We start from the raw sequence: 12,539 nt of genomic DNA, 5'->3' as shown, positions 1-12,539 counted from the left end.
CTTGTTATGTAACGGTTATTTTTGACTTAAACCATGAGCATCATAGTCCCTACCAAAGTCACCAAATGCCTTAAGCGTTCGTTCTGTAGGATATGGATAAAATACTGGAGTAAGCCCGTTATCTTTACAGAATTTAACTACCTCATACCCCATTAACTCAAGAGCTTTTTTCTCTTGCTTATCCGAAATAGAAGCCCTACGCCAATGATTGAAGTAAATTCTATCTTCAAAATTAGAGACAGCTTTACCAACTACACCTACATATTCTCTGGTAGTTAGTTCCCCAAAGGCTACGCGTGGCAACTGAGCATTAAGGAACTCATAAAAATGAATAGGATCAAAAGTTCCATGATTTCGGCATGCAGCTAACTGTTCAACTGCTTCGTAGTGGTTTATGTACCCATTTGCGTAAGCCCCCTTTAACGAGCAAGTAAAACCCAAATTATGGTCCACAAACGCAAACAAAAATTTCTTTTGTGCCTTAGAGTACGCCACCTCTATTGCACAGTTGTGATACTGGACGGTAAAGAATGCGACCTCTACGCCCTGCTGCCACATTCGTTGCTCAAATGCCTGTATGTTACTGAAAAACATATAATCCCTCATACTATGAATACATAATTCTTAGATGGGGATACCTGTTTGAAATTCAAGCACTTAAATTGATTTAGTTACATAACGCCGTGCTCTGCGGCAATTTTGGAGCGCAGCGGAAAAATTGTCCGACAGCAGCACCTTGTTATGCCATAGCAGCACTGGCATCGTCTTGCAGTATTTGCCGTAGTTCATCAGAAAGATCAAGTTCATACGGGATGCGATCAAAATCGTCAAATGCATCAAGAAGATATTGAGTGTAATCAGGAGAGGTTTTTCCCATACTAAAACCTCCACATCGAATGCAATTTATTAATGTATCTGCATAAGATTTAGTCGCATCCACTTTTCTCAGCTCAAAATATCTCCGGTACACCATATCTGTTATGTATTTTTTAAACCTGTCAGCAACCACATCACTCACTAATATTTGTTTCACAATTTGACCTAGCGCTAACATGCTACTTTTGGGTATGTTTCCATTTTCATGGCTTGCCGATGTTGACTCTAATACCACATTGTCTTGTTCTAACGGAATATGATCGACGGATTCAACCCACTTACACAAGCATGACGTTATTTCATAGAGTGCGTAATGATACTTAGTTGGCCATTCTGCACAAGGGTCGACAAGTTTTTCGTTAGGGGACAGGTTTCTTAATATGCGCTCAACAAAATGTGGGAAATAATAAAGCCACATGTGCCACTGTATATTTTGATATAAAGCACTAGTAATCATGATATCGAAGAATCTAATCCCAACGAGCAGCTCTGAATCCCATTGCCCATTTTCATGAAAATCACCCATTGGCTCGTTATATGGATCAGGCGCCGAGCGACTGTATAGAGCATCCAAATGAGCTATAACAAATTCACCAAAAGGTTTATATACACCAAACTTTTCAGCAACTTTACAATCTGCGAAAAAATAATGAATGAGCCTATTTCTTTTCGGTAGCGCATAGCTATCTCTATAAGCTAAATTTTGATTGTTTCGTATTTCATGATAAAGGACGCTCTTTGTATCTTCCGCCAAGCACCTTAGATAGGTATCTACAAACTCATTATTCTCATAAAAATCTGATGAAAGCATTTGCAATGCGAAATACGGCCTGATTCTCGAAATTGCTTCTACGGTGTTTCTATTTATTAAAACCTCATGAACTATTTCTTTGGCAACCTCCTTTTCTCGGTTGTAGGACGGCAGAAGATCAGCAAGAGATCCGATTATTTTCCGAAATAATTTAGCCAATTTATCGCGGAGAGTTGGTTTGGCTTGTTTTTGTGTACCCTCTGTCTCAGCAAGCAAAGCTTGAAGATCTGGATACTCTGCTGATTGACTTTTAAGGTAATCCTGAAGTCTTGATAAGGGATAATGCCCATTATATATGCGAGCTAACTGAGCAATGTTTCCTTCAATTAAAGAAAATAACTCTGAGTATTTCTTCTCCCTGGAAAGCTCGAAGACATATTCTCTAAACTTAACTACATTTGATTTGGATATTTTCTTAACTCTGAGGTAGGCATATAACCCTAGAGACATCAGAAGAAGAATGATGAATGATGCATTAGAGGTAGTAATTGACCACCTGGAAAGGTTATACCCCGGCGTAAGCCCAAGCGAACGAAATGTCTGATAGAACTGCAAATACAAGATCGATGCTAACGCTACAAATAGTATTAGCCAACCTAATCTTCCAAATCTAAGAGAAATTTCCAGCCTTCTTACCCTAGGGATAATGGCATAAACCGCAACAAACAAACCTGCAACTGTAATTAGGCTATCTAGGTTCACAAATTACCTCTTTAGGGCATAACAGTTTTATTAGCGAGCGCGCTCGCTTTCACTCATCAGATCAGTTGCTATTTGTTATGCTAACCAACTGATATCCCTATTTATTCTCTACTCATACAGTTTCTTTGACTCGATGAAGCCGAGCGGTCTCATTTTTATGCGAGACATGCGCTCGTTATCATCACATCGGATGAGTTAAATCATATTATTTTTTAGCAACTTATTACTGGTCGTTCCAGTAAAAGCGAGCCTAGCGCGTTGTCACAATAGCCCTGTTCAGATATCTGCACCAGATACACTGTATATAAAAACAGAAAACGTAAAGGCACACCTTCTAAACGCCCCCAACGAAGCCACCAGCTCTTTTGCCCGTTAAGTGCAGCGCTTTGCTGGCGGGAGTGAAGGGGCAGCTGAGACAGGGACGTCGAAGCAGGTGAGTACGCGTCGGGACACGCGTATGAACCGGTGAACCGAGAACGACCAGAAGCAAAGATATCGCGGAACGTGGGCGATGGTTTTGCCAACTTTTGCCGAAACAAAAGTTGGGCGCCCGCCGGTGCGCGAACCGGCAAATAAAGGCGTTTTCAAGCTATTGCGGAGTAAACCAAAACCCACGCTACCGCCCCTGAGTTACAGCCCCCAAATGCTGATATCCCTATCATCGCTGTCCCAAAGAGCTTCCCCGCCCTTTGCAAAACCCCTTTGCTTACATCGACATAAACGCAACTTAAACCACCATAACCACATCGATGCTGCGGGTAAACCGTGAGGCATAAAAAAGACAAAAAGATACAGGTATGCCTGATCCTGGGCTGATGATGGCTTCGACTTGGGAGCTGACGCCGGTAGAATGGCAATACTCAGGCTCAATTGGGCATTTCAGGGAGGATATTCGGTGGTCGAGTTGTTACTGCTTGGGGGATTTGGAGTGGCCATGATTGGCATTGGCTACTGCGGGATCATGGCTTACGCCCGTTCCTTCTTTAATGACCCTAAAGCCACCATGTCGGCGGATCTGTTGATAGCCCTGATAAAAGGCCCAGGCGCAGTGATTGTGGTGATTTGTGCCATCGCCATGTTCAACGGTTTCTGGCTGGTGTTGGCGCCGCTTTGGGTGTTAGCGGTTGAGCTACACGCTTACCTATTCCTTTGACGCTTAATAAAGAAAAACCGCCATCAGGCGGTTTTTCTTTATTCGGGATCGTACCCCAAAATCGGCGCCAACCACCTTTCCGTCTGCTCGATAGTCCAGCCCTTACGCCGCGCGTAATCTTGCACTTGGTCACGGTCGATATCCGACACGCCAAAGTAGCGGGACTCGGGGTTGGCAAAGTACCAGCCGGACACGGCGGCGGTGGGGAACATGGCAAAGCTCTCGGTGATGTTAAGGCCGATACGCTGGTCAGGTTTTAAGATCTCCCACAGCAGGCCCTTCTCGGTGTGGTCCGGGCAGGCGGGGTAGCCGGGGGCTGGGCGTATGCCTTTGTAGCGCTCACGGATAAGATCTTCGTTATTCAGCGCCTCATCGGCGGCGTAGCCCCAGAACTCTTTACGCACCCGTTCGTGCATGCGCTCGGCAAAGGCTTCGGCCAAACGGTCGGCCAGGGCCTTGAGCATAATGGCCGAGTAATCGTCCCCGGCTTTTTCGAACGCTTCTACATAAGGGTCGATGCCGACACCGGCGGTTACCGCAAAGCCGCCCATGTAGTCTTGCACCGTGCCTTTGGGGGCCACGAAGTCTGACAGGGCAAAGTTGTGGTTACCGGCCCGCTCCATCTGCTGGCGAAGGTGGTGCAGGCGCACCGTGCCTTCATCGGTTTCGATATCGATATCGTCAAAATCGACGCTGTTGGCCGGGAAGAGGCCAATCACGGCGCGGGCGGTGAGCCATTTCTCGGAAAGGATTTTCTCAAGCATCGCCTGGGCGTTGTCGAACAGCTCTTGGGCCTCGGCACCGACGGTGGGGTTTTTAAAGATGTCCGGGTAGCGGCCGTGCAGCTCCCAAGAGCGGAAAAACGGCGTCCAGTCGATGCGCTCAATCAAATCTTCAAGGGGGTAGTCGTCAAACACCTGGATGCCCAGCTTGTTGGGCTTAAAGGGCTGGTAGTTGGCCCAGTCGGTGCTGGCGCGGTTGTCGCGGGCGGCAGCCAAGCTCACCAGGGCCTTGCGGCGGCCTTGGCTGAGGCGCTTTTCGCGCATGATGTCGTACTCTTTGTACTCCTGGGCCACCAGGGCGTCGCGGCCGCCGCCGATGAGCTTGCTGACCACCGGCACAGTGCGCGAGGCGTCCGCGACGTACAGGGCGCCGTGCTCGTAGTGGGGGGCTATTTTCACGGCGGTGTGGATTTTCGAGGTGGTGGCGCCGCCGATGATCACCGGCAGGCTGATCCCGGCCTTTTTAAAGGCTTTGACGTTGTGGATCATCTCGTCGAGCGACGGGGTAATGAGCCCCGACATGCCAATCACGTCGGCGTTGTGGGTTTTGGCGGCCTCGATGATCTTCTCGACCGATACCATCACCCCCAGATCAATCACCTCAAAGCCGTTACATTGCAGCACCACGCCAACAATGTTCTTGCCGATATCGTGCACGTCGCCTTTGACGGTGGCCATCACCACCCGGCCGTTAGACTTGCCCTCTTCTTTCTCGGCCTCGATATAAGGGGTGAGGTAGGCCACCGCCTTTTTCATGACCCGCGCAGATTTCACCACCTGGGGCAGGAACATCTTGCCGGCGCCGAATAAATCCCCCACCACGTTCATGCCGTCCATCAGCGGCCCTTCGATTACATCCAAGGGGCGGGTGGCAGCGGCGCGGGCCAGTTCGGTGTCTTCGTCGATAAAATCGGTAATGCCTTTAACCAGGGCGTATTCCAGCCGTTTATTGACCGGCAGTTCGCGCCAGGCCTGGGTTTGGGCTTCTTTCTCGATGCCGTCGCCCCGGTAGTCGTCGGCAATGGCCAGCAGCCGCTCGGTGGAATCCTCGCGGCGGTTCATCACTACGTCTTCCACCGCTTCACGGAGCTTGTCGTCGATATCGTCATAAATGGCCAGCTGGCCGGCGTTGACGATCCCCATACTCAGCCCCGCCTTGATGGCATGGTAGAGGAACACGGCGTGGATGGCTTCGCGCACCGGGTTGTTGCCCCGGAACGAGAAGCTGACGTTACTGACGCCGCCGGAGATACGGGCATGAGGAAGCGTGTCGCGAATGGTGCGGCAGGCCTCGATAAAGGCGACGCCGTAGTCGTTGTGCTCTTCAATGCCGGTGGCCACGGCGAAGATGTTGGGGTCGAAGATGATGTCTTCGGGAGGGAAATCCACTTCGTCTACCAAGATGCGGTAGGCGCGGGTGCAAATTTCCACCTTGCGCTCATAGGTGTCGGCCTGGCCGTCTTCGTCAAAGGCCATGACCACCATGGCGGCGCCGTAGCGGCGAATAAGCCGGGCCTGGGCTTTAAAGTTCTCCACCCCTTCTTTCATGGAGATGGAGTTAACAATGCCTTTGCCTTGAATGCATTTAAGGCCCGCTTCGATGGCGTGCCACTTGCTCGAATCTATCATGATCGGTACCCGGCTGATGTCGGGCTCCGAGGCAATCAGGTTTAAAAAGCGCACCATGGCCGCTTCGGCATCGAGCATGCCTTCGTCCATGTTGATGTCGATAATTTGTGCCCCTGCTTCCACCTGCTGGCGCGCCACCTCAAGGGCGGTTTCATAATCGCCGGATTTGATGAGTTTCAAGAACCGCGCCGAGCCGGTGACGTTGGTGCGCTCACCGACGTTCACAAAGAGGCTATCTGCAAAGATGTTGCAAGGCTCAAGGCCAGCCAGGCGAGTGGCTACCGGGATGTCCGGCAGCGCCCGGGGCTTGAGGCCCTTGACCGCTTCGGCCATGGCCTTGATATGGGCAGGGGTGGTGCCGCAGCAGCCCCCCACCAGGTTCAGCCAGCCGTCCTCGGCCCACTGGCCGATAAATTCGACCATCTGCTCGGGTGTTTCGTCGTAGCCGCCAAATTCGTTGGGCAGGCCGGCGTTGGGGTGCACCGACACATAGCACTCGGCAATGCGCGACAACTCTTCAATGTAGGGCGCCAGCTCCTTGGGGCCCAGGGCGCAGTTAAGGCCCATGGACAGCGGCCGCACGTGGCGCAGGGAGTTGTAAAAGGCTTCGGTGGTCTGGCCGGTAAGGGTACGGCCGGAGGCGTCGGTAATGGTGCCGGAGATCATCACCGGCAGCTTGATCCCCTTTTGCTCAAAAAGCGCGTCTACCGCAAAGAGCGCCGCCTTGGCGTTCAAGGTATCGAAGATGGTTTCCACCAGTATGATGTCGGCGCCGCCGTCAATCAGCGCTTCAGTAGACTCGGTGTAGGCCGCGACCAGCTGGTCAAAGCTGACGTTGCGAAAGCCGGGGTCGTTGACATCGGGGCTGATGGAGCAGGTGCGGTTGGTGGGGCCCAATACCCCGGCAACGAAGCGGGGAATGCCGGTTTCACTCGCCACTTCATCGGCGGCCTGGCGGGCCAGGCGAGCCGCTTCAAGGTTTATCTCTTTGGACAGCGCCTCCATGCCGTAGTCGGCCATGGCGATGGGGGTGGCGTTAAAGCTGTTGGTCTCGATGATGTCGGCCCCCGCCAGCAGGTACTGGCGGTGGATGTCCTTAATGACTTTGGGCTGGGTGAGCACCAATAAGTCATTGTTACCCTTGAGATCGCTCGGCCAATCGGCGAACCTGTCGCCGCGAAAGTCGTTCTCCTCCAGCTGGCGGTTCTGGATCATGGTGCCCATGCCGCCGTCGATAATGAGGATGCGGTCTTTGAGAGCGGCAAGGAGTTGTTCGGACATCGGACACCATTGGACGTTTATACGTTTGGACGGCCATAATACGCAAATTGGCAAAAAACAGGTAGCCCTAATGTCCCACCAAGCGCGCCAACAGCGGCTCAAAGAAAAGGTCGACGCCCGTATCGAGGCCGCCACCGATGAAAAAGGCATCCTGCTGGTATTAACCGGCAACGGCAAAGGCAAATCTACCGCCGCTTTTGGCACCGTGTGCCGGGCCGTGGGCCATGGCCAAACGGCGGCCGTGGCGCAGTTTATCAAAGGTAGCTGGGCCTGTGGCGAGCGCGACCTGTTACAGAGCCACGGCGTACCCTTCGCGGTAATGGCCACCGGCTTTACCTGGGAAACCCAGAGCCGCGAGCTGGACATGGCTGCCGCCCAAAAGGTGTGGGATGAAGCCAAGGCCTGGCTTACAGACCCGGCTATTAACCTCGTTGTACTGGACGAGCTTACCTACATGCTGAGCTATGACTACCTCAATGTTGACGAGGTGCTGGAGGCCATCGCTGGCCGCCCTGCCCTGCAGCATGTGGTGGTGACCGGCCGCGGCGCCCACCGCCGCCTGGTGGAGATGGCCGATACGGTGTCAGAAATCCGCCCGGTCAAACACGCCTTTGACGCTGGCATAAAAGCCCAGCTCGGCCTCGATTACTAAAAGCAAAAAGCCCCGCATTGCGGGGCTTTTTGCTAGTGGTGGTAACCGTCGCCGAGGCGGACCTTGCCTCTGAATACGTAGTAGGACCACGCCGTATAGCCGAGGATAACCGGCAAGATCAGCAGCCCCCCCACCAGGGCAAACCCCTGACTTTGCGGCGGCGAAGAGGCCTGCTCAAGGGTAATGCCGGGCGGAATAACGTGTGGCCAAATACTGATGATAAGGCCGCTGTACCCCAAAAAGACCAGCATTAGCGTCAGCACAAAGGGCGCCAGGTGGGGCTTGCCGCTCACCGACCTGACCAATGCCCAGCAGGCAAGCAGGGTTAGCACCGGTACCGGCAGGAAGAAATAGAGGTTCGGCAGGCTAAACCAACGGGCAAAGACCGCCGGTGATTGCAGCGGTGTCCACAGGCTCACCGCCAGCATGAACATCAGCAGCAAGGACACCAACTGGCGGCTAAGCCGGCACACTTGAGCATAAAGCCGCCCTTCGGTCTTTAGCACCAGCCAGGTGCTGCCCAGCAAGGCATAAGTTACCACCAGCCCAAAACCGCAAAAGAGGCTAAAGGGGCTGAACCAGTCAAAAATGCCCCCGGCGTATGCGTTATCCACCACCTTGATGCCCTGCACAAAACTGCCCAGCACCACCCCCTGGCTGAAGGTGGCCAACAGCGAGCCGCTGAAGAAGGCTTTGTCCCAAAAGGGCCGGTGGGATTCGTCGGACTTAAAGCGGAACTCAAAGGCAACTCCACGCCAAATCAGGCCAATCAACATAGCCAGCAGCGGCAAGTAAAGGGCGCTTAAGATCACCGAATAGGCCAGAGGGAAGGCGGCCATCAGGCCTGCACCGCCCAGCACCAGCCAGGTTTCGTTGCCGTCCCACACCGGGGCTATGGTGTTCACCATTAAATCCCGTTCCTGGCGGTCTTTGATCAAAGGGAAAAGGATGCCAATGCCAAGATCGAAGCCATCCATGATGATGTAAAGCATCACCCCAAGGGCGATGATCACCGCCCAGATCACCGGTAAGTCGATACCCATCAGTGTGTCTCCTCGTCGTACAAGCCTTCTTCTGCGGCGCTTAACGGCCGGGCCGGGCTATGGTTGGGATCGGGATTTACGGGCAATGCCTGCTGTGGGCCCTTAGCTGCCAGGCGCAGCAAGTAATACACCCCAGTGCCAAACACCAGCAGGTAAACCACGATGATGGTGATAAGGGTGCCAGCCATGGCGGCGGTAGCGTGGTTGGATACCGCGTCTTTGGTGCGCATCAGGCCATACACCACCCAAGGTTGGCGGCCAATTTCGGTGGTCATCCACCCCGCCAAAAGCGCAACCAGCCCGCTTGGCCCCATCAGCAGCGCAAAGCGCAGGAAGCCGCCATGGCTGTAGAGCCGATTTTTCCTTCTAAGCCAAAGCCCCCAAAACGCTAAGGCCAGCATCAACATGCCCAGCAGCACCATTACCCGGAAGGTCCAGAACACCACCGGCACGTTGGGCCGGTCTTCCTTGGGGAAGTCTTTGAGGGCCGGGATCTGGCCGCTGAAGCTATGGGTAAGGATGAGGCTGCCAAGATGAGGCACCTCAAGGGCGAAATGGTTGGTCTCGTCGTCGTTGTCTGGCAGGGCAAACAGCACCAAAGGCACCGCCTCACCGGGGCGGTTCTGCCAGTGCGCCTCAATTGCCGCGAGCTTGGCCGGTTGGTGCTCCAGGGTATTAATGCCATGGGCATCCCCCACCAATAGCTGTAGCGGCATGGCGCCAAGCAGCATCCACATCGCCATAGACAGCATCTTTTTCACCGCGCTATTGCCGTTGCCCTTCAGCAGGTGCCAGGCCGCCGTAGCCGCCACAAACAGCGCGGTGCTGAGGTAGGCCGCCAACACCATGTGCGGTAGACGATAGAAAAAGGACGGGTTGAAGATGATGCGAAACCAGTCAACAGGTATCACCTTGCCATCTACGACCTCAAAGCCCTGAGGGGTTTGCATCCAACTGTTGGAAGCGAGGATCCAGGTGGCGGAGATCAAGGTGCCCAAGGCCACCATCAGGGTGGCGAAATAGTGCATGCGCGGGCTAACCCGGCCCCAACCGAACAGCTGCACGCCAAGAAAGCCGGCCTCAAGGAAAAAGGCGGTCAGCACTTCGTAACTGAGCAGCGGCCCGGTCACGGAGCCTGCAAAGGTGGAGAAATAACTCCAGTTGGTACCGAATTGGTAGGCCATCACGATGCCAGAGACCACCCCCATGGCGAAGTTAACGGCAAAGATCTTGGACCAGAAAAAATACAAGTCTTTGTAAACTTGTTCTTTTTTCAAAAGCCACAGGCCTTCTAGCACAGCCAGGAAGGACGCTAGGCCAATGGTGATGGCCGGAAAGATAATGTGAAAAGACACGGTAAACCCGAACTGGACCCGGGCCAGGTGCAAAGCATCAAAGAAGCCCATAAAAAGCCCCTCCGTGCCGGTAGCAATAACGAAGCAGTGTTTGGATTGTCATGGTATGCCCCTTGGTTTGGCGAGCGGGGCTAGCCTAGGGCGCGCATCCAATTGAGAACAGACACTGTTTTTTTAATTTTTATAGGAACAGATTACACTGGGGCCCCTTTTTAGCCGGAGCCAAGCCCGTGGCCTTTCGTTACCAGCGCCTGACCAGAGCCTTATTAGACGACATTCAAAAAGGCCGTTGGCAGGCAGGAGACATGCTGCCGTCGGTGCGGCAGCTCATGCAGCGTTTGCAGCTGTCCCGGGCAACGGTGCTACACGCACTTGGCGAGTTGGAAGCACAGGGCTGGGTGGAAGCGCAGCCAAGGCGCGGTTACTTTGTGACCCCGCGTCCGGCCAAAGCGCCCACCGCCACCCCCTCAAGCCTTGAGGCCGCCCCACGGCTGCTGAGCATTGATGATGTGGTGCATGATGTGATGCTTAAAGGCGCCGCCTTCGATCTGCTGCCTGCCGAGAGCCGCTTTGACGCCAAGCCCCCCGCCATTGAGCTACTGCACCGGGCAATCAGCCGGGCCATGCGCCATACCAAGGGCGCGCAGCATCAGCATTATGAAGACCCTGCCGGTCTGCCTGAGCTTCGCGAGACCCTGGCCCATAGGCTGCGCCAGCAAGGCTGCGCTTCGCAGGCCGCCGACATTGTGGTAACCCACGGTTGCCAACACGCCCTGTTGCTGGCGCTGAAAAGCTGTACCCAGCCAGGGGATGTGGTGGCGGTGGAAAGCCCAGGGTATTTTGGTACCTTGCAGCTGCTGCAAGAGCTTGGTCTGAAAGTGCTGGAGCTACCTTGCGATCCGACTACCGGCCTTAACCCCGCCGATGTCGCCAAGGCCCTGGCCCAGTGGCCAATCACGGCGCTGGTGTTAACCCCCAGTTTTGCCACCCCCTCCGGCGCCCTTATGCCGCTTGAGGCACGTCTTGCACTGGCGGCCTTGGCAAAGCAGCACCGGTTGACCCTGATAGAAGACCACATCTACGCCGAGCTTTCGTTCAGCAGCGAACCCTTGCCGCCGATGCTGGCGCTTGCCCCCGAGCACACTCTGCTGTGCAGCTCGTTTTCAAAGAGTTTGTCGCGGGATTTACGCCTGGGCTATGTGGTAGGCCCCGCCTTTACCAAACGCCTGGCCCAGTTAAAGCAGATAACCTCCCTTGCCAGTAACCGCTTTATCGAGCAGGGCCTGGACGATTTCATCCGCCGTGGCGATTACGACCGCCATCTGCGCCGGGAGCAACAAAGCCTGCGGGTGCAGCGCAATGCACTGCTCGACTTGCTGGCCCAGCACTTTGGCGATTGCCACTACAGGGTGCCCGATGGCGGCTTGTGCCTTTGGCTGAACCTGGAGCCAGAGCTCGATACCCTGGCGCTTTATCAGCGCGCCCGGCAAGAAGGCATCATGATCACCCCAGGGCCTATGTTCACCAGCCAGCAAGGGCTTTACCGCCACTGCCTTCGGCTAAGCTTTGCCCACCCCTGGAGCGGGCCAAGGCGCCAGGCCCTGGCCCGGCTTCGTACCTTGGCTGACGGGCTTAAGCGGGGCGGTAAATCTGGAATTTAAGCGCCTCGCTGATGGTGAAGTAATCGGCCGGGCCGCCGCCGCGAAGGGCTGGCTGGGCAGCAATGGTGTCAAAAACGCCGTCTTTTAAAAGGCTTTTGTCGATATGCACCCCTACCACTTCCCCCAGCACCAGCCAGCTGTTAACGGCAGCGCCAGCAGCGGTGGTGAGCTGGATGCATTGGCTGAGTTTGCACTCAAAGGCCACCGGGGTCTCAGCCACATGGGGCACGGCAACCACGCTTGAGGCTTTGGGGGTCAGCCCCGCTAGCTTAAATTCGTCTACCTCCGGGCCGACGGCGGCGCAGGTTTGGTTCATTTTTTCTGCCAGTGGCTTGGTCACAAGGTTCCAGCAAAACTCGCCGGTCTCTTGGATGTTCTTGAGGCTGTCTTTAGCGCCGATGCTGGCAAAGCCGATGATGGGCGGCACGTAGTTAAAGGCGTTAAAAAAACTGTAGGGCGCGAGGTTTAGCACGCCATCGCCGCTTTGGCTGGAGATCCAGCCGATGGGCCGAGGCGCGATGATGCTGTTAAAAGGGTCGTGGGCCAGGCCGTGGCCCAGGGATGGCTGATAAAAATGCATCTGTGACATAGACA

Annotated in this window: 9 protein-coding genes; 3 read left to right on the top strand and 6 right to left on the bottom strand. The window is 54.5% G+C overall.

Translation table 11 applies throughout. The features are described from left to right. Positions 1–15: 15 nt before the first annotated feature. On the bottom strand, positions 16–594 hold the full coding sequence (locus AC22G1_RS08895; RefSeq protein WP_487316439.1) for a DUF6037 family protein: 579 nt from the start codon (positions 592–594) through the stop codon (positions 16–18). Between the two features lie 145 nt (positions 595–739). Next, a complete protein-coding gene (locus AC22G1_RS08890) occupies positions 740–2,389 on the bottom strand; it encodes a hypothetical protein (RefSeq protein ID WP_487316438.1) in 1,650 nt (549 codons plus the stop codon). A gap of 934 nt (positions 2,390–3,323) precedes the next feature. On the opposite strand from AC22G1_RS08890, the gene AC22G1_RS08885 reads away from it, so the two are divergent. Further along, positions 3,324–3,542, top strand: a complete 219-nt coding sequence (locus tag AC22G1_RS08885) for a hypothetical protein (protein WP_050660440.1) — start codon at positions 3,324–3,326, stop codon at positions 3,540–3,542. A gap of 38 nt (positions 3,543–3,580) precedes the next feature. Here the strand turns inward: AC22G1_RS08885 and metH are convergent, their stop codons facing one another. Further along, the gene (metH, locus tag AC22G1_RS08880; protein ID WP_487316437.1) at positions 3,581–7,234 is read right to left on the bottom strand and encodes a methionine synthase; all 3,654 of its coding nucleotides are present in this window, start codon (positions 7,232–7,234) and stop codon (positions 3,581–3,583) included. 70 nt (positions 7,235–7,304) lie between these two features. On the opposite strand from metH, the gene cobO reads away from it, so the two are divergent. Continuing rightward, positions 7,305–7,886: a cob(I)yrinic acid a,c-diamide adenosyltransferase gene (cobO, locus tag AC22G1_RS08875; protein ID WP_487316436.1), complete on the top strand. Its 582-nt coding sequence runs from the start codon at positions 7,305–7,307 to the stop codon at positions 7,884–7,886. 32 nt (positions 7,887–7,918) lie between these two features. Here the strand turns inward: cobO and cydB are convergent, their stop codons facing one another. Both cydB and AC22G1_RS08865 read right to left on the bottom strand, forming a co-directional pair. Further along, positions 7,919–8,929, bottom strand: coding sequence for a cytochrome d ubiquinol oxidase subunit II (gene cydB / locus AC22G1_RS08870; RefSeq protein WP_487316435.1), 1,011 nt, complete (start codon positions 8,927–8,929; stop codon positions 7,919–7,921). Further along, a complete protein-coding gene (locus AC22G1_RS08865) occupies positions 8,929–10,335 on the bottom strand; it encodes a cytochrome ubiquinol oxidase subunit I (RefSeq protein ID WP_487316434.1) in 1,407 nt (468 codons plus the stop codon). The genes cydB and AC22G1_RS08865 overlap by 1 nt, the downstream gene beginning before the upstream one ends. A 179-nt stretch (positions 10,336–10,514) precedes the next feature. On the opposite strand from AC22G1_RS08865, the gene AC22G1_RS08860 reads away from it, so the two are divergent. Beyond that, the gene (locus AC22G1_RS08860; protein ID WP_487316433.1) at positions 10,515–11,945 is read left to right on the top strand and encodes an aminotransferase-like domain-containing protein; all 1,431 of its coding nucleotides are present in this window, start codon (positions 10,515–10,517) and stop codon (positions 11,943–11,945) included. Here AC22G1_RS08860 and AC22G1_RS08855 read toward each other — a convergent pair. Beyond that, complete coding sequence (locus tag AC22G1_RS08855) at positions 11,917–12,525, bottom strand: flavin reductase family protein (RefSeq protein WP_487316707.1); 609 nt, start codon at positions 12,523–12,525, stop codon at positions 11,917–11,919. The two genes, AC22G1_RS08860 and AC22G1_RS08855, sit on opposite strands and share 29 nt — an antisense overlap. Positions 12,526–12,539 lie beyond the last annotated feature (14 nt).

Source organism: Gallaecimonas zhanjiangensis (assembly GCF_057624825.1).
The sequence above is the reverse complement of the archived record's forward strand: the minus strand, read 5'-3'. Positions and strand labels throughout refer to the sequence as shown.